The 24,773-nt window shown below is 39.0% G+C and carries 19 protein-coding genes; 3 read left to right on the top strand and 16 right to left on the bottom strand.

Features of this window, described 5'->3' with window-relative positions; translation table 11 throughout:
- Positions 1-259: 259 nt before the first annotated feature.
- From J3U68_RS04515 to J3U68_RS04445, 15 genes are all read right to left on the bottom strand, one after another.
- Positions 260-4,774, bottom strand: coding sequence for a phospholipase effector Tle1 domain-containing protein (locus J3U68_RS04515; RefSeq protein ID WP_267375128.1), 4,515 nt, complete (start codon positions 4,772-4,774; stop codon positions 260-262).
- Positions 4,775-4,789: 15 nt separating this feature from the next.
- Positions 4,790-5,542, bottom strand: a complete 753-nt coding sequence (locus tag J3U68_RS04510) for a DUF3304 domain-containing protein (protein ID WP_267375126.1) — start codon at positions 5,540-5,542, stop codon at positions 4,790-4,792.
- A 143-nt stretch (positions 5,543-5,685) separates the two neighbouring features.
- Complete coding sequence (locus J3U68_RS04505; RefSeq protein ID WP_267375124.1) at positions 5,686-6,438, bottom strand: DUF3304 domain-containing protein; 753 nt, start codon at positions 6,436-6,438, stop codon at positions 5,686-5,688.
- A 215-nt stretch (positions 6,439-6,653) separates the two neighbouring features.
- Positions 6,654-7,055, bottom strand: a complete 402-nt coding sequence (locus tag J3U68_RS04500; RefSeq protein WP_267375122.1) for a hypothetical protein — start codon at positions 7,053-7,055, stop codon at positions 6,654-6,656.
- 15 nt (positions 7,056-7,070) lie between these two features.
- On the bottom strand, positions 7,071-7,823 hold the full coding sequence (locus J3U68_RS04495; RefSeq protein WP_267375120.1) for a DUF3304 domain-containing protein: 753 nt from the start codon (positions 7,821-7,823) through the stop codon (positions 7,071-7,073).
- Positions 7,824-7,966: 143 nt separating this feature from the next.
- Positions 7,967-8,719 (bottom strand): DUF3304 domain-containing protein, encoded by a 753-nt coding sequence (locus J3U68_RS04490; RefSeq protein ID WP_267375118.1) that lies wholly within the window; start codon positions 8,717-8,719, stop codon positions 7,967-7,969.
- 132 nt (positions 8,720-8,851) lie between these two features.
- The gene (tssH, locus tag J3U68_RS04485; protein ID WP_267375115.1) at positions 8,852-11,554 is read right to left on the bottom strand and encodes a type VI secretion system ATPase TssH; all 2,703 of its coding nucleotides are present in this window, start codon (positions 11,552-11,554) and stop codon (positions 8,852-8,854) included.
- Between the two features lie 60 nt (positions 11,555-11,614).
- Entirely contained in the window at positions 11,615-12,100 is a 486-nt protein-coding gene (locus J3U68_RS04480; protein WP_267375113.1) for an Hcp family type VI secretion system effector, read from the bottom strand.
- Between the two features lie 34 nt (positions 12,101-12,134).
- Positions 12,135-13,745 carry an OmpA family protein gene (locus tag J3U68_RS04475; protein WP_267375111.1) on the bottom strand — a complete coding sequence of 537 codons (1,611 nt, stop codon included), beginning with the start codon at positions 13,743-13,745 and terminating at the stop codon, positions 12,135-12,137.
- An 8-nt stretch (positions 13,746-13,753) separates the two neighbouring features.
- Positions 13,754-14,395: a DotU family type IV/VI secretion system protein gene (locus J3U68_RS04470; RefSeq protein ID WP_267375109.1), complete on the bottom strand. Its 642-nt coding sequence runs from the start codon at positions 14,393-14,395 to the stop codon at positions 13,754-13,756.
- Positions 14,385-15,728, bottom strand: coding sequence for a type VI secretion system baseplate subunit TssK (gene tssK / locus J3U68_RS04465; protein WP_267375106.1), 1,344 nt, complete (start codon positions 15,726-15,728; stop codon positions 14,385-14,387). Before tssK ends, J3U68_RS04470 begins: the two co-directional genes overlap by 11 nt.
- 26 nt (positions 15,729-15,754) lie before the next feature.
- Positions 15,755-16,018 (bottom strand): PAAR domain-containing protein, encoded by a 264-nt coding sequence (locus J3U68_RS04460; RefSeq protein WP_267375104.1) that lies wholly within the window; start codon positions 16,016-16,018, stop codon positions 15,755-15,757.
- Positions 16,019-16,092: 74 nt separating this feature from the next.
- Positions 16,093-17,625 (bottom strand): type VI secretion system contractile sheath large subunit, encoded by a 1,533-nt coding sequence (gene tssC, locus J3U68_RS04455; RefSeq protein WP_267375102.1) that lies wholly within the window; start codon positions 17,623-17,625, stop codon positions 16,093-16,095.
- 19 nt (positions 17,626-17,644) lie between these two features.
- Positions 17,645-18,148: a type VI secretion system contractile sheath small subunit gene (tssB, locus tag J3U68_RS04450; protein ID WP_267375100.1), complete on the bottom strand. Its 504-nt coding sequence runs from the start codon at positions 18,146-18,148 to the stop codon at positions 17,645-17,647.
- 1,477 nt (positions 18,149-19,625) lie between these two features.
- Positions 19,626-20,105 (bottom strand): hypothetical protein, encoded by a 480-nt coding sequence (locus tag J3U68_RS04445; RefSeq protein WP_267375098.1) that lies wholly within the window; start codon positions 20,103-20,105, stop codon positions 19,626-19,628.
- 573 nt (positions 20,106-20,678) lie between these two features.
- On the opposite strand from J3U68_RS04445, the gene J3U68_RS04440 reads away from it, so the two are divergent.
- Together J3U68_RS04440 and J3U68_RS04435 are read left to right on the top strand one after the other, a co-directional pair.
- Positions 20,679-20,891 (top strand): DUF4177 domain-containing protein, encoded by a 213-nt coding sequence (locus tag J3U68_RS04440; protein WP_267375096.1) that lies wholly within the window; start codon positions 20,679-20,681, stop codon positions 20,889-20,891.
- Positions 20,892-21,337: 446 nt separating this feature from the next.
- Complete coding sequence (locus J3U68_RS04435) at positions 21,338-21,619, top strand: SUKH-3 domain-containing protein (RefSeq protein WP_267375094.1); 282 nt, start codon at positions 21,338-21,340, stop codon at positions 21,617-21,619.
- Between the two features lie 820 nt (positions 21,620-22,439).
- Here J3U68_RS04435 and recO read toward each other — a convergent pair.
- Positions 22,440-23,174, bottom strand: a complete 735-nt coding sequence (gene recO / locus J3U68_RS04430) for a DNA repair protein RecO (protein ID WP_267375091.1) — start codon at positions 23,172-23,174, stop codon at positions 22,440-22,442.
- Positions 23,175-23,357: 183 nt separating this feature from the next.
- On the opposite strand from recO, the gene yegQ reads away from it, so the two are divergent.
- Positions 23,358-24,728 (top strand): tRNA 5-hydroxyuridine modification protein YegQ, encoded by a 1,371-nt coding sequence (gene yegQ, locus J3U68_RS04425; protein ID WP_267375089.1) that lies wholly within the window; start codon positions 23,358-23,360, stop codon positions 24,726-24,728.
- Positions 24,729-24,773: the final 45 nt, after the last annotated feature.

Genomic DNA, 24,773 nt, shown 5'->3' with positions numbered 1-24,773 from the left:
AGCCAGATTCAAGCCCGCGTACACAATAATGAACTTCAGCGAACTTAATAAATCAATACATATGTAAATAATACCAAATAATATAACTAATTTGGTTAATTTTATAACAAAATATCACAAATATTTAACATTAATCTAACTTTAAGATGAAATTCGCTATAAATTCGTACATATATTCATTCTATGAATCAGTTTTCATGATAAATATGGCATAAATTAATTTTTACCCCACTCTATACAGATCTCTGCAAAGCAAAATCTATCCTATCCAGCATTCCAATACCTTAGCCATTAGTTGTAAACGATGTGAGGGTAAAGAGCGCAATTCAGTCGGAATATCTCCACTGCGCAATTGTTCAATTAGTTGCGCAATTTCCGTCTGACTACGATTAGCAATATTTTCTGGTAGAAACTCATCCAATTCCAGTTGCGACAAGCCCAAGGTATCCAAAGTGGATCTACTAATATTATTCACTGCCTGATCCGCAATATCTCCCTGAGCATTGCGATAAAAAGCCTGAGCCAGCGATTGTGGGTCATCCACCCCATTGTGTAACATCGTCAGCGTATTGGCCGTTTGCTGATGCAATTGATGCTGATATTGGCTAATTTGTGCCTGTAAATACTCAGCCATAGATTGCGGATTGATATCTGCAAATGGCTGCTGTGTCGGCAATAAATGCACTTGATTATTCGCTATCGCCCCAAGCTGAGAACTGCCATTCGCCACTGCTTTACCCCCTTGCGCCAACCCATCCATCGGCACACTCTCTCCCAGCCCAATATTGCCAGCCAATGGTAACCGTTCTGTAGCAGCCAAATTCTGCAGAGATTGTTGGGCATTGTCAGCTGGAGCCATATCCAACTGCCGTAACAAATTTTGCACCTGCGCAGGCGTAGCAGCTGCTCCATTTTGCTTCACTGGCAGCATAGCTTGTTGTAATTGCTGTATTTCTTCATCCACTTTTTTCAGCAAACTATCCAGCTCATCCTCCGCATTCGCCGCCGTTTCAGCACCGCCTGCTTCTGCGGTAGCAGCATTGGCTTCATCTGCTGCTGCCGCACTTTCCATCTCGGCTTTGGAAGCGGCATGGGCTAAAATCGCTTCTTTAAGCTTGGCCAATTCCTCTTTTTGTTGTTGTAATAATTCTCTGATTTGTTCCAGATTTTTAATGGTTTCATCGCCGTTCTGAACAATTTCGTTTTTTATCGTCTCGATAAAATCGTCTTTCTTCCATTCCTGTGCTTGGTTAAGTGATTCTTGCAGCTGCTCAATGGTTTTCTGCGCTTTTTTGTATAAATCAACTAAATTTTTGACATTCTTGCCACTCATTATCACCTTGCCGGTATCCGGATCAATGACAACAGCATCGATACCATCCGTCAGCTCTGCCAAAATCTTGCGATCAGCATCGGTAATAAAAAATTCAGGATTATTCAAACCGAGTAAAATATACGCTGGATTACCATACCGTATTGACATATAGGCACTACGAGTAATACCTACTAGTCCAACAAGATTATTCTGCAACATCAGCGGCGTGAGCGGCTTATTGGAAAACGAACCACTAAATATCAACCGATGGGCAAAATAGCTGGTAAATGGTTCACGATCACCAAGCAAAGTATGCATATATTTAGCGCGTGAATCATGTATTTGCTCATCAAACAATTGCGTCACCGCCGGAAAATCAGGTTTATATCCTTCCGGGCTTTTTTTAATCCGTGTCAGCAATTTCTGTATTTCACTGGTATCTTTCGTTTTAAGCCGCTTCCAAATATCCTGCCCCAACGCAATCGCATCTTTGAGTTTTGGTTTTTTCAGTTTTTTACCCTCTATTGCTGCTTGCTGAGCAGCCTTGATGCGCTCCATTTTGTGGTTAAGTACATCAATACCGATCCCGGTAATCAAACTGCCCAGATCGGCGTCCTTAATCATCTCTTTTAACGATGAATCACTCTCTGTTGATTTCGGTGCGAATGGCGGCGTAGTTGGCACTGGTGCATTGGACACTTGCGCTGTTGGTGTAGTTTGTCCCTTTTGCGCAGTTTGTATTTCCACACTAGGATCATCTTTAAAGCCATCATCCTGACTAGGCGGCAAGGGTATCGCTGGTGTTGGCTCGTCTTTCTTTTTACCAAAATATAATGCCGTCCCTTTATCGTGAATATCCTTAAATTCGGCGGCTTCATCCTCATTATTTAGCATATACACACTGCCGGCAAAGGCTTTTAACCAAAAGCCCAACGATAAAAAGGATTCAAACCGGAAAAAATGCAAATAATCAGCGTTGAATTCCTTGGCACTTTCCAGCATATCCCAACCATCATTGCGCGGATCATAATTTTTATTGATCATACCTTTTAAAAATTCACCGCGCTTTTCCGGCGGAATATTGCCTAAGCCCGCCTGCTGCCATAGTTGATCATCTTTAGTCAGATCCGGCTGCTCTGTAGGCGGCAAACTGCCACCACCATTCTTCGCTCGCGCTTCTTCATTTGCCTGACTACGCCCCTGCCGAATAATCTTTTCGCGCGCTGATACCTGTTCATATTTCTCTTTCTCGCCCGCTGTGCCCGTAGCTCTAAAAATTTCCAAACCCAGAAAGTCGGCATAGCCTTTCACTCCTTTCCTTACCCAGCGCAAAATCCGCCAGGCGGTAATATGATGCACTTGCTGACGCAAATTCTGATCCAAATTATCCGTAACCGAGATATCGCGCCAGGCATTAAAGCGCGTAACCATCTCAGTTTGAGTTTCAAATTCTTCTAAAGAGTCATTATCCATTTTTTCATAATTTTTAAGCTGAAACTTTGGCTTTCTCTCCATTTCTTCTAATAAATCCGGCTGCTTGGCCCAAATCTGCATGGGCATACCATGCTCCCAGCAGCGTGCATACATATCATGCAATGCCACCTGTGATACCACATGTCCCATACCAAAATTACTTTTAAACTGTTCCCCAGGCGGATAGCCACCGCCAATATCCGCATGCACCCCCGGATAAGTATATTCGCGAAACTCACTGCCACCACCATACGGATAGCCACCATCAATACAAATACTTTCCACCGAAAAACTTTTCCGCTGTTCATGACCGGCAACAAAATGATAGCAACTTTTGACAAATCGCGCCGCCGCCGCACGCTCCAGCGACATGGTGCCATGCGCCCAGCTAAAATGCCCGCTGATCATGGAAACTAGCGGCGACATCCCCACATTGGCAACAGTATCAAATAAACCCGCCATCTCTACCGTAATCGGAATACCTCTGAGCTTAAGATAAATAAACTCCGGCTTGACCGCATTTCCTTCTTTTTCCTGTTTTGCATCAGCACCTTGCTGTGCATTGGCACCTTGCTGTGCATTGGCATTTTGCTGGGTATGATCATCTTGCTGCGAACTATCATCCTCGGATGAATCCTCCGTTTTTGCCTTTTTTTGGGTTGGGCCGCCATTTGCCTCTTCTTCTTGTTTTTTAGCTTGTTCTATCGCTTCGATTTCTTTGCTTGGATAGTCGCGATAATACTTCCGCAGCTTGGCGCGCTGTTCGGCGCGCTGCTGCATTAATTGTTCCAGTTGCTCCTTGGCTTGAGCGTTTTCTGGCCGCTCCAGCAGATAATCCAGCAACCAGTTGATAAAAGTCCGTCCTTCGGCCGCCCCGCGCGAAAAGCCGACCACATATAGCTTAATCGCTTGTGGCTGCGGCTGATTACCTGGTGCCTCTACCAAGGCATCAATAAATTGATCCAGCTGCTCTTTCCGCCCAATCGGCGAATCCATGCTTTTGATCATTTGTTGTGCCTCAGCCAATTCTAGGCTTTTTTCATTATAAACCTTGCATATGCCTAATGAATGACATAAACGCGTCAGTGCCCAACAAATTCTTGCCTGCCCATAACGGGCAAATGCCTCGCCGGCAAAACCGGGATTCAAATCGCCAATTTCTTCAAACCGCGTTCCCACTCCTTGTATATAATGCCGAAACCAGCCATTTTCGATCATCACCCGGTCACGATTATTATCACCTGGTGCACCACCTGCACCCATACAAGCATGATACAGCCGCGCCACATTGCTGGTGCGCGGATAGGTAAACGCTGTGATCATTTTGGCCTGTGGCGCTGGCTCCTGTTTTGCTTTCAATTCAGCTTCACTCGGCGGTTTTGCCCCACTCACCACCTTATCCGCTTTTTCATGATTATTGGTGCCATCAAAGAAAAAGCTGATTTTTAAAATTTTCTGGCAGGGTTTTGCCTTGTTGCGATCTTGATAAAAACAATCGCCACGATTTTTCTGTATCTCCTCAATGGATGCCGGCAACCGCCCACCCGGTTCGGTTGGAAAGATTTTTGGCTTATGCGTTACCGGCCATTTAAATTCGATATTTTTACCCGGCAGTATTTCTCCCAGCGCATCCTGTACCTTATCTTTGATTTTCTCACCAAGCGCACCCAGCTCCCGCCCTGTCTGTTCCATTTCCCTACCGACATCTTTTACTCCCTTGGCGGCTTTTCTCAGCTCCCGAGCAACTGTACTCGCTGCCTTTTCCAACGCGTTTTTTTCATCCCAGCTTTTGCGCCGTCTGTTTCTGCGATTCCTGCGTTTCCTGTCTTTGTGTTTCTTGTCTTTGTCTGGGTCGGGCATATTCACCGCATTGGTTTGCGACCACCAATCAAATAAAGAATATTTATTTCCCCCAACCTGATTGCTGCTATCCCGGGTTAAAGAATTAGCAGATTCTTCTTTATTGATCTCATTCTCATCAGCCATTTTCTTCTCCCTCCATTATTTTTTACTGCTGCTTACTGGTAATTTACCCTCTGCCTCTAACTGCTTAATATAGCGCGGCAGGATAATTTGCGGCAGCTGTTTTCGCTCCGCTTTAACCGCATCCATTTTGGCTTTATGCTTACGGTAATCTGCCATTGATTTAACACTCGGTCGTGGCGTACATAGCTTTAGACTTTCATCAAACAGCTTCCAGTACACCGCATTTTTACCTTCTTCCACGGTGCCATAGGTAATAAATATCTGGTTACACGCCAAAAAATGCACCGTAATATTCGCTACCTTACCAAAATCATCCCCGGCTGACGGTGGCGGCGGCGGTAACGGTATTTCGGTGGAATAATATTCATAATATTCTTTCATGATATTTAATTGGTCATGATCAAGTACCATACCTGGCACTTTTAAACCTCTGGGCTGCCAACCCGGATAAGGTAAGAGTTTCCACGATATTCGCATGCTCATTCCTGGTGTCCATTTTGCCCGCAAAGCTGCTGCGCCACAGGTTGAGCCACCGCCATAGCGTTTTTTGCCCACATCATAATCATCTATTCCCGGCGTATTGGGTATACAGCCTCCGCCAATGCTGCCCCCAGATACATTTTCATAATTGTATTCTATTGCTTCAACCGGCGCGGCATAGGCGCGGTTTTTACCAGAGGTGATACCCACAAATGGCTCAAACCGTGGTGTACAACTGCTTAGTGCCACCAGTGCCAATATTGCTAACCCAATTTTTGTTTTACTCATTGCTCTATCCTTTGGGATATGGATGATGTTTGGTTTTTTCCTCTTCTACATCACTATATTTTAATTATTTTTTTATCATATAAAAATAACAAAAGAATCAACCTTATTATCTTGTTTTGATCAGCCATTTTCTTCTCCCTCCCTTATTTTTTACTGCTGCTTAGCGGCAATTTACCCTCTGCCTCTAACTGCTTGATATAGCGCGGCAGGATAATTTGCGGCAGCTGTTTTCGTTCTGCCTTAACCGCATCCATTTTGGCTTTATGTTTGCGGTAATCTGCCATCGATTTAACACTCGGTCGTGGCGTACATAGCTTTTGACTTTCATCAAACAGTTTCCAGTACACCCCATTTTTACCTTCTTCCACGGTGCCATAGGTAATAAATATCTGGTTACACGCTAAAAAATGCACCGTAATATTTGCTACCTTGCCAAAATCATCCCCTGCTGATGGCGGCGGCGGTGGCAAAGGGATTTCTGTGGAATAATATTCATCATATTGATTCATAATTTTCAACTGGTCGTGATCCAGTACTAGACCCGGCACCTTCAATACTCTGGGTCGCCAACCTGGATAAGGTAGAAGGTCCCAGGAAATGCGCATAGTCATTCCCGGCGTCCATTTTGCCCGTAGAGCCGCTGCGCCACAGGTTGAGCCCCCGCCATAGCGTTTTTTGCCCACATCATAATCATCCACTCCCGACGTATTGGGTATACAGCCTCCACCAATACTGCCACCAACTATATCTTCATGATTGTATTCTATTGCTTCCACCGGCGCGGCATAGGTGCGGTTTTTACCCGAGGTGATGCCCACAAAGGGCTCAAACCGTGGTGTACAACTGCTTAATACCACCAGTGCCAATATTGCTAACCCAATTTTTGTTTTACTCATTGCTCTATCCTTTGGGATATGGATGATGTTTGGTTTTTCCGCTTCTACATCATTAGTTTTTTTATTCTGTTATTTTTAGACTTTAAATTAGCATTTTTTACCCTAATTAGGCAATGTAAACATATTGATTAATCATTAAGATATATTTACTGATTATCGTTATTTTATCATTGAGTTAGTTATATGCCAATATACTATTTTGCTATATTAAGCGATCATTTAAATTTGATATTTTTACCCGGCAGTATCTCTCCCAGCGCATCCTGTACCTTATCTTTGATTTTCTCTCCAAGCGCTTCCAGCTCCCGCCCTGTTTGTTGCATTTCCCTGCCGACATCTTTTACTCCCTTGGCGGCTTTTCTCAGCTCCCGAGCAACTGTACTCGCTGCCTTTTCCAACGCGTTTTTTTCATCCCAGCTTTTGCGCGGTTTGTTTTTGCGATTCCTTCGTTTTCTGTCTTTGTGTTTCTTGTCTTCGTCTGGGTCGGGCATATTCACCGCATTGGTTTGCGACCTCCGATTAAATAAAGAATATTTATTTCCCCCTACCTGATTGCTGCTATCCCGGGTTAAAGAAGTAGCAGATTCTTCTTTGTTAATCTCATTTTCATCAGCCATTTTCTTCTCCCTCCCTTATTTTTTACTGCTGCTTACCGGCAATTTACCCTCTGCCTCTAACTGCTTAATATAGCGTGGCAAAATAATCTGTGGCAGCTGTTTTCGCTCCGCCTTGACCGCATCCATTTTGGCTTTATGTTTGTGGTAATCTGCCATTGATTTAACACTGGGGCGTGGCGTACACAGCTTCTGGCTTTCATCAAACATTTGTCTGAGCACTGAATTGCGTGCTTCTTCTATGGTCCCGTAGGTAATAAAAATCTGGTTGCATGGTAAAAAATGCACTGTGATATTCGCTACCTTACCAAAATCATCACCGGCAGAGGGTGGCGGTGGTGGCAATGGTATTTCAGTGGAATAATATTCATCATATTGGTCAATAATTTTTAATTGCTCGTGATCAAGTACTAAACCCGGTACCTTCAATACTCTGGGTCGCCAACCAGGATAAGGGAAGAGTTCCCAATAAATACGCATAGTCATTCCTGGTGTCCATTTTGCCCGCAGAGCTGCTGCGCCACAGGTTGAGCCCCCGCCATAGCGTTTTTTGCCCACATCATAATCATCTATTCCTGGCGTATTGGGTATACAGCCCCCGCCAATACTGCCACCGGACAAATTTTCATAATTGTATTCTATGGCATACACCGGCGCAGCATAGGCACGGTTTTTGCCCGAAGTGATGCCCACAAATGGCTCAAACCGTGGTGTACAACTGCTTAGGACTAACAGTGCCAAAATGGACAACCCAATTTTTGTTTTACTCATTGCTCTATCCTTTGGGATATGGATGATTTTTGGTTTTTTCCTCTTCTACATCACTATATTTTAATTATTTTTTTATCATATAAAAATGACCAAAGAATCAACCTTATTATCTTGTTTTGATCAGTCATTTTCTTCTCCCTACCTTATTTTTTACTGCTGCTTACTGGTAATTTACCCTCTGCCTCTAACTGCTTAATATAGCGCGGCAGGATAATTTGCGGCAGCTGTTTTCGCTCCGCTTTAACCGCATCCATTTTGGCTTTATGCTTACGGTAATCTGCCATTGATTTAACACTCGGTCTTGGCGTACATAGCTTCTGGCTTTCATCAAACATTTGTCTGAGCACTGAATTGCGTCCCTCCTCTACGGTGCCATAGGTAATGAATATCTGGTTACATGGTAAAAAATGCAGGGTGATATTTGCTACCTTACCAAAATCATCCCCGGCTGACGGCGGTGGCGGTGGCAATGGTATTTCGGTGGAATAATATTCATCATATTGTTTAATAATCTCTAATTGCTCACGATCAACTACCATACCCGGCATTTTTAAACCTCTGGGTCGCCACCCCGGATAAGGTATAAGTTCCCAATAAATACGCATACTCATTCCTGGTGTCCATTTTGCCCGTAGAGCCGCAGCGCCACAGGTTGAGCCGCCGCCATAGCGTTTTTTGCCCACATCGTAATCATCCACTCCCGGCGTTTTCGGTATACAGCCCCCACCAATACTGCCACCGGACAAATTTTCATAATTGTATTCTATTGCTTCCACCGGCGCGGCATAGGCACGGTTTTTGCCTGAGGTGATGCCCACAAATGGCTCAAATCGTGGTGTACAACTGCTTAGTGCCACTAGTGCCAATATTGCTAAACCAATTTTTGTTTTACTCATTGCTTTATCCTTTGGGATATTTCATAATCCACGGCTTAGTCGATTTATGCCAATATATTAATTAACTTATTTGAAGAATTTAATATTATGGTCATTGATATGTCATGGTTGCTAAGGTATTGATGAGTTATTTTATGCTGCGGGCAATTCTGTTTCAGTTTGAATATCGCGGTTAATTTCTGCCGTCTCTTCAATGATCGGTTTATCACTTAGGGTGATAGTAAGTCCTTGCTCGCCCAAGCTAAGATGAATGTAGGCACTATTTTGCCCCTGCTGTTTCTCCAGTAGTAGTTGTTTAGCCAATTCGGGCATAATTTGCTGTTGCAGCATTTGCTCAAAATATCGTACTCCCAGATCATGCCCTGTTGTTGTTTGTGCCAATGCGGTTACTAAATCTTCACTGTATTGGCAGGTTACGCCAAACTGAAGATCTATTTTATTCACGATATGGTCCAATTGTTGGCGGATGATTATTTGCATATTGCCCATTGATAAGGGTCGAAACGCCAGAACATTCATGCGTCCTAATAATGCAGGAGCAAGTACGGTTCGTAAGGATTGATCGACAAGTTCCAACCGGGTAGACAAATCCGCTTCAGGCGCATGCTGCAGTTCTTCGCTGCCTAAATTGGACGTCATCATCAATATGGTATTTTTGAAGTTGATGATGCGCCCTTCTCCGTCGCGCATCATTCCTTGGTCAAATACTTGATAAAATATATTGAGGACGTCGGGGTGTGCTTTTTCAATTTCATCCAGTAGCACCACTGAATAAGGACGTTTACGCACTGCTTCGGTGAGCACTCCCCCCTTACCATAACCAACATACCCCGGAGGTGCACCTTTAAGTTGTGCAACGGTATGTGCTTCTTGATATTCTGACATGTTGATGGTGATCATGGTGTCTTCGCTACCAAATAATGCCTTTGCTAATGCTTTGGCTGTTTTGGTTTTTCCCACTCCAGAAGTACCGGTAAGCAGAAAAATACCCAGTGGTTTATTGGCTTCACCTAATCCCGCTTTTTGAGTCCGGATGTGATCAACAATGCGATTAACGCTGTCCTCCTGACCAATGATTTCGCTATTCAGCTGTTCGGCCAAGGTCATAAGGCGCTTAATTTCATCGTCAAGCATTCGTCCTGCTGGTATTCCTGTCCATTCGCTGATCACGCTGGCAATAACTTGCTGGTCAACATCCAATCTGATGTTTTGCTGAAGTTTATTAAATGCTTGGTTATGTTGGTGTATGTTGTTATGGTCTGCGCTATCTTGGCGTGCAGATAGTACTGCTTGCGCAGCATTTTGTTCTGCTTCAAAGTTCTGTTTCTCTGTTTCGATTTGCTGTTGTAGTTGATGCAGTTGTTGGCGACAAGATTCTAATCGATCGGTATCGATTTGATGACCAAGTAAATTGTCTTGTTGTAGGCGTTCAATTTCTTCTTGCAAAGCGTTATGGAAGGAAATTTTTTTGATAAGATTTAAAGGTAAGGTTTGTAAACCCAGTCGCACTTTGGCTGCTGCGGTATCAAGTAAATCAATGGCTTTATCCGGTAACTGTCGGTCTGGTAAATAGCGTCGTGATAAGGTAACAGCTGCTTTGATGGCATCATCTTTGATATGAACTTGATGATGCTCGGCATATAATCGAGCTATACCACGTAACATTTGACAAGCTTTTTCATCGTCCGGTTCATCTACTTTTACGGGTTGAAAACGACGCTCTAGGGCTGCATCAGTTTCAAAATACTGTTTATATTCGGACCAAGTTGTGGCTGCGATGGTGCGTAGTTGACCCCGTGCAAGAGCAGGCTTGAGCAGATTGGCTGCGTCGGAACCTCCAGCTTGATTACCTGCCCCGATAATTGTGTGTGCTTCGTCTATAAACAGGATGGTGGGTACGGGGGCATGTTGGATGGCTTCAATAACCGTTTTTAAGCGCTGTTCAAATTCTCCTTTCATGCCTGATCCTGCCTGCAACAGTCCCATATCTAGAGCCAGAATATGGGTATTTTTTAGGTGTGCACCTACTTCATCTTGAGCAATTTTTAGCGCCAATCCTTCTACCAGAGCGGTTTTACCCACGCCAGGCTCGCCTACTAAAATAGGATTATTTTTACGCCGGCGACTGAGAATGTCTTCAATTTGGCTAATTTCATCATCACGCCCGAAAATGGCATCTATATGGCCATCTTTGGCACGTTGGGTCAGATTGATGGTAAAACGTGATAATGCCTCAAGCTCAGCAGGTGACTGTTGAGGCTGCAAGTCTTTGATTATATTTTGGGCAGCTTCTGCATCGGCTTCTTTGCTGTGTAATGGTTGATATTCTGAATTAGGGGTGATTTGATTATCTTTTTGTATTTGGGCTTCAACTGAATATTGATCAAGCCAACGTCCAGCTTCGGCGAGCTGCCCTGCACGGAATATGAGTAACTGCCACAGATCGGTAAGGGTAAAAATGCTGGGAATTTTTTGTATTGCCTGTAGCAAATGTAATGATCGAACTTCTTCCTGGTTATGCTCTATTGAAGAAAGCATCCACGCTTGTTCTATCCATTTTAGAAGAGCGCGTGATAATTCTGGTTTCTGTGGCACCCGCTGCCAGGGTAATTTGTCTAGTCCGGTTAATAAATCATCCCAAAGGCGATTTATGTTGATTTCGTTCTGTCGCAATATGAGATTCAGGTCATTATTATCTGTTTCAAGCAGTTTAACGAGAAAATGTTCAGGCAATATTTCCTGATGTCCTCGGCTAAGGCAAAAGTTGGCGGCCTCGTTAAGTGCTCTGGCACTGTTTTCATTGAGTTTTCTTAATAATTGCATTGAATCTTTCATTGCGACTCCAGCAGATATCGAAAAAGGCGCCTGTCTATTTGCGCCTTCGTTTAGTTGAAATTAGCGGTTTTCTACCCAGCTGTCTGAATGAACAATATTGCCATCTTTATATGACCAGGTGATTTTTTCATAACGTAACTCCACTTCCTCAAGGTGGTTATAACGTTCTTTGCTAATTTCTTTGATGTTATGCATTTTTGGACGCACGGCCACTACTTTCACATTTTCAAGCAATGTGTTGAAATATTCTTTTTCCTGACCCGCATCGTCTATGCGATACCATTTAAACTCTAATGTTTTGAGGTTTTGACCACTAGTCACTGCTTTGTATAGATATGGTGATGATGCATCATATTCTTTAACAAAAGAAATGGGCTTGTGAACTCGTGTTCCTGTCAATTTTCCGGTATTGCCGTCAGTAGGAATATATACATCATGGTCAAAAGCCAATACTTCTACTGAGCCTTCACGATCCTGTACTGTAACAGACCCTTTAATGTCTGAACCCCCATCATCTTTGATCCATAAATATGCTGGAATAGCCATATGAATTTCCTTTTATAAGTTAATAAATATTACATTAGTCGTTATGGTTCATATCGACCAAGGTAATTTCGACACGACGGTTTTTACTACGCCCTTGTGGGTCGTCGTTGCTTGCTATGGGTTTACTGTCCCCATATCCTTGTACGGTAAAATGATCCTCCGGAAAAATCGAAGCATTTACCAACCAGTTACGCACTGCTTCGGCACGGTTGAGTGACAAAATTTTATTACTGGCGGTATTGCCGGTATTGTCGGTATGACCATCTATTAGTACTCGTTTATTAGGGTTTGCCTGTACCCAGGTCAACACGCCTTGTAAAACCAGTTTGGCATCCGGTTTGAGCTCGCTTTGTCCCACATCAAATAGCGCTGTGGTATCAAGACGGATGATTTGTTCTTTTTGTTTCTTTATTTGAAAATTGTTAATGTCATTATTAATAATTGGTAGTAATTTTGTGGCTCGATATAGGCCAAAGCCCATCTTTCTCGGTTCTCCGTATGACTGGTAATCTTGTAATGTTTGCTGAATAAGCTTTAAGTTTTTGATACTGTCAAGACGTTCGTTTTCCAAATGGGGTGGAATGGTTATGTAATGCTGATGTGCAGCTATGACTTGGTGTAACCAATTTTTGTTTTCTATATAAGAATAAGTTGTCCCGATCAAACAAAATAACCAAAACCAATTTATTGCGTAGCACAGATATTTTGTATTTTCACTTAAATAATGTTGACGAACGAAATTACTTTCGATGTTAGGAAAGTTTTTAAGCCCATTGACATTAACGCTATGGCTGGGGGTAACAAAACCGGTCTTTTTAATTTCGAATTTTCGCCAATCTGCATCTTGATTGTTATTAAAGCTGTTGATCCAGACACTTGCTACTAAATACAGTGAGTTATGGTATGGTTTTTCAGGTAATAAATTTTTGATGACATATTGAAGAAGCCATTGAGTGCTCATATAAAGTGTGGCAACTGTGGTGTAACTTAGTTGTGCTTTTTGTGTCGCGCTTGAAGCAGCATAGTTATCGAGTTGTTTTTGCAGGCAGGCATAGTAATGATGAACTTCATTGCGCTGTCGACACAAGTGATTGGTGATATTTTGCGGCCAATATTCTAAATTTTCATCCAACAAATTAGTATGGATTGCTAAAGTTAATGGTATCTTGCGTTTGTATAAACCCTGAATGGTTTCGATTTCTTGCCGCCACTGCGAAAGTCGCTGCTCAAGCGCAGCAACGTGGGGATATTTATCAGGATTGAGTATCAATAAAATACCATTGACGATTTTATTTTGTTCATCTAGAGTCTGATAGATATTAATTAGCTCTGTGCAATCTTCAACTCTAACCCACATTGCATCACGCAATAAGCGCCATCGCTCAGAGGATTGGATCCAGTCTGATAAATCATCTCCCGCAACCAGGATGATGCGTTGTGACTTAGGAATATTGTGCATATTGGTGGAAGTTTGTTTTCGAGACCAAAACTGGTTTTGGTACCACAAAAAAACACAAACCAATATGATTAATATACTTAGACAGGTTTTCACCACCCAGTATATATCCCATATCTGCCAGATAAAATATAAGGAAAGGCAATCAATCCATATCAATAATAATGTGTAATATGTACGTTTACTCATTTGCTACCTCATCCAATACTTGCTACTAGATTACTGAGGTATTTGTTAAGTACCAGATACACCACCACGGTAAATAACATTAAAACCACACTCCAGCTAACGGCAGAAAAAGAACGAAAGCTGATTGGACGCAGCCTACGGTTGGAATGGAATGTAGGTATGATGATTTCTGGAAGTAATATATCTATTTTTGCTATTAATTCATTACGTCTATGGGTGTCTTCAAATAAGTATTTTCCATTAAATCCTAATGCGAATATCAGTTGCCATACAGTAAGGAGCCAAAAAGAAGGATCTGGCTTATGTAATTCATTTTGAATATCTTCAAAAAGTTGTATACCAGCATCATACTCACCAAACTGGGAAACTTGTAGTGGACTACTTTCCCAGACTAATTTGCTTTTACTATCTAGAAAGCGCAATGCCAGTTCATCAATGAGAGCATAGAGTGCATAACTAATCTGTTTGCGTTGCTGATCAGTTAAGTGGTTTTCACTGAGTTTTTGATCAAACTCTGTCACAAAATGTATGGCAAGTAATTGCACTTCTTCCATATTTTGTATGGCATGCCCCATGCTTAATCGGGTTACAAATAATATGTAATGACGCAAATTTTCGCGTACATAATTAGGTATCTCGTTATTTTTCATTTGGCACCGCATATAATTCGATATTTAATCCATCAAATGAATTAGGAGAATAAATACAACAAGATCTTGCATCTATCATGGTTTTAAAACCAGGATAAGATTTATCCAATGCAAAATAGGTTGCTTCTGTGCGCATGGGTAAGGCGCTGGGCAGACGCTGCATCATTCGTAATGGAATACCATTAGAAGCAGATGGCAAAATACGCTCTACATCATCCGGTGCACCAATTTTGCATAATTTTGGAAAGCGTTCTTGCAGTTCATACAAAGGAACATTGGCTCGCACTGAAATGTAATAATCTGTATCTTCATCCAGACGCGAATCTTGTAAGTGTCCAATCCAACGAGTATTTCCGACTTTTTCCAGATCAATGACAACCAAAACAGTTGGTATGACGGTATCCAGTAAATCGATGAGCATTTCATTGAGTCGAATGAAAGTGATTCCTAGATTTAATGGATCGTAGGATGGAATATCTTTAATACTTGCCTCAGTTGAAAATGAAAGCAAACTGCCTACGATTCGTGCTAAAAGTATGTAATAGTGTTCGGGTGCAATGCTTTTATGTGTTTGCATTAGCACCATCTCTGGAATGGATTGGTTTAGTATATTTAAAAGCCAGAATAATGAAATATCGGATACCAAAAAATCAGCTGATTGCTGGTTTCGTTCTTTCCTTAAAAAACTTAAGCGCTGGCTTTTGTTTAGCAATATTTGTATTTGCCTTGATAGCATATCTACCAAAAATGAATTGCTACCTATACTGAATAATGGCGGCACATATTCTATATCTGGTTGCCACAGATTATTTTGATTTTTTATCAGACGAAGTATGGGTATGGCCAAAAAATTCTGCCGGTTTTCATAGTCAAATTTTAGGCTGAAATTTAAGCGTTTTTCTGCGATTTCTGTTTGTTGGCTACCATATAAATCTGTTACTGCAGTAAATTGCTTGGAATATCTTAATGGAGCATTATCGTTATTTTCCAACAGATTACTGCCCACCGTATTGAGTTCGGGCAGAGTCAAATATACGGTTGTTTCAAAAATATCTTCTGGCATCTGTAACAAATCACGCGATGGAGGTAAAAACTGCATCTGATGGGAATCAAACCAGGTACCATCTTGAAAGGATACCGCACAATCTGCCAATTTGAGCTTATTTAATGACAAACTATTGTTATCAATATCCATACGAATTACGCCCCAAGGCAATACACGTGTATGTTTTAATATACTAAACGCATTTGCCTGCTGCATTAATTCCTGCTGTTGAAAGATTTGTGGTAACAGTAAGGTACCTTCGTACCAAATTGGATTAATGATCTTCAAATTACAACCTGTTCTATCTGTATGGATTATTTACATTTACCGATTGATTGCCGGGATAATAAACGGGCTCCGCAGCTGGTTTTCATGTTTTCCAATACCATAGGCCGCCCCTGCACGGTTAATTGAGGGCTGCCTTCAACGATGTATTGAATACCTGAACATTTGGGACACTTGACTTTATCTCCTTTACGCGCCACAGACCTTCCCTCAATTTTCACCATCGGATCACCTTCAAGCACCACCCCGCCGTGCGTAGTTGTATCTCCTTTACAAATAATGGCACGCGACATTTTGTTATTCTCTCCTGTAGCTGTTTTCTACCGATAGATAACCATCGGTAGATTTTGCTTTGCTTTAAAAAGATCTACTTTTTCGCTTTTGGCATTTGGGATACCAGTGAAAGGTTTATATCCATGCCTTCAATTTGGAAATGCGGAATAACAAACAGTTTGATTTTGAAGAAGCCAGGATTATCTTCAATATCTTCTACCATTACCTTAGCTTGGCGTAAGGGATGTGATGCCTGCAATTCATCACTAGGATCGGTCATTTCAGTAACCAAATTTTGAATCCAGTTATTCATTTCCACTTCTAAAACACGACGATCTTTAGTCATACCTATGTTTTCTCGCTGAATCAATTTGAGATAATGCGCTAAGCGAGACAACAAAAATATGTAAGGTAAACGAGAGTTGATGCGACTATTGGCTGTCGCTTCTTTCGTATCGTATAGTGCTGGTTTCTGTGTTGAATTTGCTGAAAAAAAGCAGGCAAAGTCATGATTTTTGTAGAAAGATAGTGGAACAAAACCTAAATTGGCAAATTCAAATTCTCGTGTTTCTGGTATTAATACCTCGGTTGGAATTTTCATCTGAGCACCAGAACCCAAGTCATATAGGTGGATTGGTAGATTTTCAATCATTCCGCCTGCCTGTGGTCCACGAATTTGTACACACCAACCGTTTTTAATAAAACTTCTTACCATATTGGCTGCAAAGGCAAATGTGGCATTTGACCATAAATAGCGGTTGTGATCAGGACCCTTAACTTCTTCAGTATAATTAAAACTGCGAACTGGAACGGTATCGCTACCATATGGCAAACGTGCTAGGAACCGTGGTAAGGTAAGACCAATATAACGAGCATCATCAGTGTTACGGAAGCTATTCCATTTGATGTATTCAGCACGGTCAAAATAATTACCAATATCTTTGATGGAAGCGACTTCTTCCATTGATTCTTTGCCGAAAAATTCAGCACCAACGGAACCGATGAAAGGCATATGTGCAGCAGCAGAAACTTTAGATATGTTCCTCAGCAATTCGATATCTTGTGGTGAACGATTAAATTCATAGGCAGAAATAATTGAAGCAAATGGCTGCCCACCTGGAGTATCGTATTCATTGATATAGGTATGGCTATATAGACCACTTTGGATGACTTCTGGAGAATCTTCAAAATCGCGTATAAGTGCATCTTTGGAAATATCAAGTACATCAATTTTGACATTCTGCCGAAAATCGGTCCGATCGACTAAAAATTTTAATCCACGCCAAGTACCTTCAATTGCCTGGAATTCAGGATGGTGCAGGATGTTATCTAACTGGTTACTGATTAATTTATCCAGTTTTGCGATATGAAAATCTAATAATGTTTTATCCAATCTATCAACAGTTTGTGAACTATCTTGAATCATTTTCAAAAATACATTGATCGCAACTGAAATACGCTCATTAGTAGCAGACTCTGACAAGGCCGTGTTATTAGTAAAATGATCAAAGGTTGGTGCTGTTGAAACGGTGTTCAGATTTATTTTGTCAAATAATGATTCATAAACAGATTGTTTTACGGCGTCTTTTGCCTGAGCTGAGGCGTTTTTCTGCATATTTTTCTGCATGTTTTAATCCCCTAATTTTTTATTCTTTAGAAATAATCGGTGAGATGGCTTCTAATTCTTTTCGCAACTCATCTGATAAATTTTTGTCTTGTAGGATTTTCTCCAGTTCTTTGCGTAATACTGCATTGTCAAGAATATTTGATTTCAAATCTCTTAACAGGTTACGCATTGCCAGTAATGATTTCAGTTCAGGTACTTGCTGGACTATGTGTTCTGGATGAAAATCTTTCATGGATTTGAAATCAAGATTAACCGGAATTTCTGAATCATCATCAGCCAGTGCATTGGGTACAGAGAGTTTGACACTTGGATTCATTTCTGTAAGAACTGCATCGAAGTTGTTCTTATTAATGGAGATTTTTTCTCGTTCTGCCAAAGGAGTATCACTATCTTTAAAACTGAAATCTCCTGCAACTAATAATCTTAATGGCAATTCAACCTGTTTTTTCGCTCCACCAGTATGTAAATCTAGTTTGATATTGACACGTGCTGGTGGTACTTCGTTTTGAAAACTTTCTGACATGATTACTCCTTATAATATTATCCAAGAAATGACTGCTGCAATTAATCATTACGTCTATGCAAATGTTATTTTTTAATAGTTTGAAGTGATCAATAAGTTGCGTATTGACATTTCAAATATTATTTATTTTTATTTTTTAATGTTAAGCATTGGTTAAATTAAGTCATCTACACCATGTATTATACTACATATCTTAACTAATTTTCACTTAATAGTGCATGGTATGCTTTGATTTTATTTATCTATAAACATTAGTACTTGAGTTATTTGAGTATTTTTTTAATTTATTGCTTTTTATAATTGTGAATTGTCATAACGAAAAATAGCTAATATGATTTGATTTAAAATCATATTTGGTTTTTATTTATTGATATTTCGAAATATTATATTTTTAGCTTAACTATCAAATTTAAGTTTGAGTATCGATTATATTGTAATTTTTTTGCAAAAATTAAATTCAAGTTAAATATATAGTAAATGTTATATTGGATCATTTATTTAACAGTTTAACCCAATATTTTGTCTCAAGATTGTTTTACAGATCATTAATAATAATCAACATTATTAAATCTTTAATTTATCATTGCTTAATTTAATCGGAGTCTACAATTTATTATCTTAATTTCTCCATAACTATTTGCCATATTATTCATCACCAATAATAATAAAAGAATAACTGTAAAGTTTAATGCGAAATGATGAGAATTTAAGTTTTTTACACGTGAATTTATGCCATCAATGTGTTCATTTACAGCGACAAAAAACCTAAATTTCTAAGATTAAAAAGTAGGAAATTAAGTCTGCTTTAAGTCCTGAATGGTATCGGTACGTTGAACGATATATTTGATATAAAAAATGTTGATGTATTATTATTAGAAGTATAACTCCATATTATTTTTGGATGTTTTCAACCCAACTGGGCAAAATCGGCAGTTATCAATGACAGAATAATTTCGCTGTGTTGGTCAGTTGAAACAGCAGGTACTGAGTTTTAAAAGAAAAAAATGAATCTACTAAATCATATATTAAAACTTTTTAGTTTAAATCCTCTTATCCTATAAAGTATTCTAGTTTTAAAAAAGGGCTTGAATTGGTGTTAAGTTATGCGTTTGGCACATTTATCTTAGAATTTATGACTAAAATAAGTTATATTGTCCACATTGAGCTTTCATGTTTTATGTTTTGATAAATTTTCTATCATCAAATTTATACTATTTATAGAAAAATCATCTTTAAGGGCTGCTCCTGCATCAACTACACTTTCTCCTAAATGATAGCCGGCCGTTTCTTAGAACCAAAACTTTGGGCAGAAGTTTTGGCAACCTGTCCGGCATCAAATCCTTGGTATCGGACATGCAATACACATTAGCTCCTCGATAAACAGCAAACACAGACCTTCCCACAAATCCATTTACAGAAAGAATTCTTATAATAATCAGTTCTATTGGTAGAAATAATAAACTTATTGAATTCTTTGTTAAATAGGTGATAACTCTTCTATAATTGCTTCCCAATAATAATCTAAACTTTCATAATTATGATTTAATATATTCATTTTTTTTTCAAAATCATTAAAGTAATGTGCTCTATTTGTTTTATCATTTTTCCAATTATTTAAAAATAATTCATAATAATATATAGAGAATAGAAACTGAAATAATCCATCATTTAATATCATTTTTTTCTTATCTGAAGGAAAAAATAAATATACTTGCTTATTTGTAATATTGTATATTATCTTTCCATTTTCACTATCATCTAAAATTAATTCATTATTATTTAGATATTTAATTTCTTTTGTAAATTTAAAATCTAATTCTGTCGAATTTGGTAACCCTATATTGAATAGTATATTTGCATCTTCAATATTTAAACTATCTCTTAAATCATTGTTATAGTTTTTTATAATTAAATTATCTCTAAAAAATAATTTGATTTGCTCTAGTTTATTTTTCATTCTTCTCCTTTATTAGCAGGATAAACTGGTTTTATTGATCTTGTTGAAAAATCAGTTTTCTTTCAGCCTTTGCAGCTTCTCTAGCTGTTCTAGTTTCTTTTGTTGAATCTGGATAATCAAAACTATGAGTAATTTCGGCATTAAGGAATTGATTATTTAAAGCTGCTTTACATCCCCCTCCTTTACCTGATTTATCTATACCTCTTGGTAATGCATAAGGTTCTCACTCACGATATATTTTTGTAACACTTCATTAGCAATACCTTTATTTTCTAAAGATTACCAACCATTTCTATCTACATGTTTTCCAGAGCCTTCTTATGTTTTGAATACTTCTTGAACTAAAGTGTCAGCAATAGCTTCTAATATTTGCCTGTTAATGTTGCCTTTACATTAGCAATCATATCATGAATGAGCTTGCCAACTAAATTTTTTAATTCATTTAATGATGTTTAAAACTTGCGTTAATTTTATCATTTAGCTAATATAAATTAGTTTTTTAGTACTATTACTTAATATTTGTTAGAAGATTATAATTTTGAAGTTGTTATTAATTGATGTTGGGATTATTTAATGAAAGAATATAAAGTCATCATTTATCAAGAAGCTATGCTATCATCGTTGATATTAGGCTCAGCTAAAGTAGATCCGATTAAATTTACTGCATTCATCAATAAACATGCTAAGCAAGGATGGCGGGTTGTGACTATGGAAAGAGAGATACGTCGTATGATGCTATTCTGGGATCGCGAAGCATACTTAGTTATTTTGGAAAAGGATCATTAAAAAATGATTTGCCAAGCATTTAGGCGTTTTGTGATATGTTAAGTATTACCTGTATTAAAGAAGTAAATTTAATGGAACAACATTATTTTGTTGGGGCCAGGAAATAAATTCTTGAAGGAGTGTGATAATGTGTGCCGTTCTAATACTTTTAATGTTAGTAATATTCATGCCTATTATAGGGATGGTATGTTATTTACTATACAAAGATTATATGAATGATCAGGAATTAAAAAAGAAAGGTTTTTTAGATTAAGCTGAGTTGAGCTGCCTTTATCCTGATGAATATTTGCGTATTCCATTCTGACATTAGTGCTGATGGAGGGGATAGTTATTGCATATATAAATTATCAGATCGAAGAGAAAAATTAAAAGTAGAAGCGAAAGCTTGAGAAAGAAGCTGCCAGTTAAAAAAATAGAAAAGATAAGACAGCTCAAAAATCATAAACATGATCAAGAAATATTTTTCACAAACAACTAAAAAAATATTAGACCAAGAAGGTTGGTATGAGAATAGGCATATAGATATAGAAAAAGAGATAGATATGCTTAAAGACAGAGGATATATTGTTTTAGCTAGTTTTAAAAAATTTTATTCTGAATTGGGTAAAATAGAGATTTATCATCCCCAAAATATATTAAATGACAGATATATCTCTTTTATATTAGAAAAATCTTTTATTGGATATGATGTGTTAATAATCAATATATCCAAAAATTATTGGATGTGAAGCATTAAATATAATTGGATCTATAAGGGTGAAGTAGCTTTAGTTATAGATGAAACTGCTAAAATTTATGCATTATATGATAGATGTGTAAATATCATTGGTGAAAATATCTATAATGCTACAGAAAATTTATGTACAAAAGAATGGAGATGGTTTGATCAATTTACAATCGATACAGAACAAAAATGGAATGATCCAATAATTGACTGGAAATATGTCAGGACTAAGGAAATCGAAAATCATCAAGAATTTATAAAAAAATACTCTGATTACAATTTTTTTATTAATAAAATCATATCTTTAAAAAATGAGCGTAATGGTTGTTGTATATCACCTCTTCTATAAGTCTCAACACAAATTAAAAAAATTTTTTGTATTTAAAGTTTAATTTATTTATATCTTTTTTAGTGTTAAAGATAAGTATAGTTTGATGTCATTCAGTTTTATTTATTAATTTCTTGGATTAGAGTAATTTTGGTTATAAACTGCTGAGATATGAATAATGCTCATTGATGTTTTAGTTTATTTTTTTTAAATATTGCTCTATTTGACCCATATAGTTTATTTTTGCTGCTAAATATTAGTTAAATAATTTCCTGTAGATGATTCTCGCTATTCATCTCATTCACGGATCGATTATTGAATATGATTACCCATGATTAAGATTTTCGCATTTATGAATTATAGTAATTTATTTTGCATATTTTATTTTTGCTAAATGAACATCTTTAATTTAAGTACTTTAGCCTTTCTATTAACTGATGAAATGATGGCAAAGCTCAATAAAATCTCTTCCTTTAATTTAAATTTATTAAATTAGCTACTTGAATGACAGTTGCTGTAGTTGTCTTAGCACGCGACGGCTTAAAATACCCTCTGGCAAGCGAAAATCGAGCATCATTCTGGTCAGGCGGATGGCTTCTGCTTGCCACTCGGGGGTATCGGAAAGTGTTTTGCTGTTGAGGGCGAGTAATGTGTGACCAGATACCACGACACCTTGCTCATGGGATGGGTGATTTGCTTTAGCCAATAATACGGGAGGATGTTCTGGTCCTAGCCAATAACGTTGCTCCGGTATGATTTTCTGTCCTTGTTCATCCTGGCTGATGTCAGGTGCTATACCCAATACGCGCAGTAATGTCCATTCAAAATAGCGTAATACGACAAGGTTAGTATTTTGCGCCAATGATTGATGCACACTTAACATTGCATCGTAGATTTCTGGCATTTTATCTTCTCGAGAAGTCAATTTTTGCACCAGCTCGTTCACATAAAGGGCGCTGAACAGGGCTTGATCATGCGGTTGACGCCACCCTCCTATCCACTCAGCCCGATGTAATGTTTTAAGTTCCTGACTACCATACCAGGATAAGCTTAGTGGGATGAAGGGAACCAGAACTCCACGTAGTTCGCTTTGTCGTCTACGCGCACTGCGTGCTAGCATCGCCACTCTGCCATAATCACGAGAAAAAATTTCAATCTGTAAACTGCTTTCACTCCAAGGTCTGGAAGACAATAAAAAGGCTGGCTGGTGATTGATTCGATGATTGGACATGTTGGATATAATCTGATTCAGTTAGTTTTGAACGGTTATTATAGCGGTAAATGTCATTTTAATTGACCCTCTGAAGGAAAAAGCGGATAATTTTAAGTTATATTATTTATCTATTTAGGCAGCCGATTTATGTTCAATCGGCTGCCTAAAAATATTGAATTATTTAAGAAAGTTTGCAGTTTCATGAAAGCACCTGAATTATTATTGCCTGCGGGCGGACTTGAACGCATGCGGACTGCCTTTGATTATGGCGCAGATGCTGTTTATGCGGGTACACCCCGCTACTCTCTTCGCGCTCGTAATAATGAATTTGCTCATTTGCCTGTTTTGCAACAAGGCATTAGTGAAGCGCATGCTCGAGGAAAAAAATTTTTTCTTGCCAGTAATATTTTACCGCACAATGCTAAATTAAAAACTTATTTGGCTGATATGGAACCGATTATTGCCATGGGTCCAGATGCTTTAATTATGGCTGATCCTGGTTTGATTATGAAGGTGCGGGAAAAATGGCCAGACATTCCCATTCATTTATCTGTTCAGGCCAATACAACCAATGCATGGGGAGTGCAATTTTGGCAAAGTATCGGAATTGAGCGAATTATTTTGTCACGTGAACTGAGTATTAATGAAATAGCTGAAATTCGGCAGCAATGTCCAGACATTGAACTGGAAGTATTTGTGCATGGTGCGTTATGTATCGCTTATTCCGGTCGCTGTCTTTTGTCTGGCTATTTTAATCATCGTGACCCAAATCAAGGTACCTGCACCAATGCTTGTCGTTGGGATTATAAAGTACACGACACTTCTCATACTGATAGCGGCGATGTAGGAGTATTAGCTGACTTTAATTTTAATCAAGCTAAGATAAATTCTGAACAAGAAGCACTAACTGGATTGAATGAGCAGCAACGCCACCCATTAGCCAACAAGGTTTATCTGATTGAGGAAGCAAATCGTCCTGGCGATATGATGCCGATTATGGAAGATGAGCATGGCACGTATATTATGAACTCGAAGGATTTACGTGCGGTGGAACAGGTAGCCAAACTAGCCCAAATCGGTGTGGATTCTCTTAAGGTTGAGGGGCGGACAAAGTCGGTTTATTACGTCGCCCGTGCTGCTCAAGTTTATCGACGTGCTATAGATGACGCTGTAGCCGGTAAGCCTTTTGATTATTCTTTGCTGGCTGAATTAGAAGGTTTAGCCAATCGTGGTTATACCACTGGCTTTTTGGAACGACACCAGACACAGGAGTATCAAAACTATTTATCGGGTCATTCATTATCCAAGCAAAGCCAATATGTAGGGAAAGTGACTTCGGTTGATGAAGCAGGCTGGGCAACGATCGAGGTAAAAAATAAATTCTCTATTGGGGATCAATTGGAAATTATTCACCCGAGCGGTAACCAGATAATTATTTTGCAAGAGATGACTCGTAAGGGTTATCCGGTCAATGTTGCTTCCGGAAATGGGATTGAAGTTCAGATTCCGCATATGCACGGTAAAGATCGAGCTTTAATTGCCAGAATTATTCCTCAACACGAAAGAAGTTAAATTTTTAAACCAGCCACTCTATACATGTGATTATAGTGTGGCATT

The organism is Snodgrassella sp. B3882, assembly GCF_026535915.1.
In the GTDB taxonomy this organism is placed as follows: Bacteria; Pseudomonadota; Gammaproteobacteria; order Burkholderiales; family Neisseriaceae; genus Snodgrassella.
This window is presented reverse-complemented; position numbering and strand designations above follow the sequence as displayed.

What these genes read in the sequence shown, in the direction of transcription:
- J3U68_RS04480 (WP_267375113.1), bottom strand. Translation starts at nt 12,100, where the DNA reads ATGGCTATTCCAGCATATTTATGGATCAAAGATGATGGGGGTTCAGAC.
- J3U68_RS04460 (WP_267375104.1), bottom strand. Translation starts at nt 16,018, where the DNA reads ATGTCGCGTGCCATTATTTGTAAAGGAGATACAACTACGCACGGCGGG.
- J3U68_RS04445 (WP_267375098.1), bottom strand. Translation starts at nt 20,105, where the DNA reads ATGAAAAATAAACTAGAGCAAATCAAATTATTTTTTAGAGATAATTTA.
- yegQ (WP_267375089.1), top strand. Translation starts at nt 23,358, where the DNA reads ATGAAAGCACCTGAATTATTATTGCCTGCGGGCGGACTTGAACGCATG.
- J3U68_RS04440 (WP_267375096.1), top strand. Translation starts at nt 20,679, where the DNA reads ATGAAAGAATATAAAGTCATCATTTATCAAGAAGCTATGCTATCATCG.
- J3U68_RS04495 (WP_267375120.1), bottom strand. Translation starts at nt 7,823, where the DNA reads ATGAGTAAAACAAAAATTGGGTTGTCCATTTTGGCACTGTTAGTCCTA.
- J3U68_RS04490 (WP_267375118.1), bottom strand. Translation starts at nt 8,719, where the DNA reads ATGAGTAAAACAAAAATTGGTTTAGCAATATTGGCACTAGTGGCACTA.
- J3U68_RS04515 (WP_267375128.1), bottom strand. Translation starts at nt 4,774, where the DNA reads ATGGCTGATGAGAATGAGATCAATAAAGAAGAATCTGCTAATTCTTTA.
- J3U68_RS04505 (WP_267375124.1), bottom strand. Translation starts at nt 6,438, where the DNA reads ATGAGTAAAACAAAAATTGGGTTAGCAATATTGGCACTGGTGGTATTA.
- J3U68_RS04435 (WP_267375094.1), top strand. Translation starts at nt 21,338, where the DNA reads ATGATCAAGAAATATTTTTCACAAACAACTAAAAAAATATTAGACCAA.
- J3U68_RS04470 (WP_267375109.1), bottom strand. Translation starts at nt 14,395, where the DNA reads ATGAAAAATAACGAGATACCTAATTATGTACGCGAAAATTTGCGTCAT.
- J3U68_RS04475 (WP_267375111.1), bottom strand. Translation starts at nt 13,745, where the DNA reads ATGAGTAAACGTACATATTACACATTATTATTGATATGGATTGATTGC.
- tssB (WP_267375100.1), bottom strand. Translation starts at nt 18,148, where the DNA reads ATGTCAGAAAGTTTTCAAAACGAAGTACCACCAGCACGTGTCAATATC.
- tssH (WP_267375115.1), bottom strand. Translation starts at nt 11,554, where the DNA reads ATGAAAGATTCAATGCAATTATTAAGAAAACTCAATGAAAACAGTGCC.
- J3U68_RS04500 (WP_267375122.1), bottom strand. Translation starts at nt 7,055, where the DNA reads ATGGCTGATGAAAATGAGATTAACAAAGAAGAATCTGCTACTTCTTTA.
- J3U68_RS04510 (WP_267375126.1), bottom strand. Translation starts at nt 5,542, where the DNA reads ATGAGTAAAACAAAAATTGGGTTAGCAATATTGGCACTGGTGGCACTA.
- tssC (WP_267375102.1), bottom strand. Translation starts at nt 17,625, where the DNA reads ATGCAGAAAAATATGCAGAAAAACGCCTCAGCTCAGGCAAAAGACGCC.
- recO (WP_267375091.1), bottom strand. Translation starts at nt 23,174, where the DNA reads ATGTCCAATCATCGAATCAATCACCAGCCAGCCTTTTTATTGTCTTCC.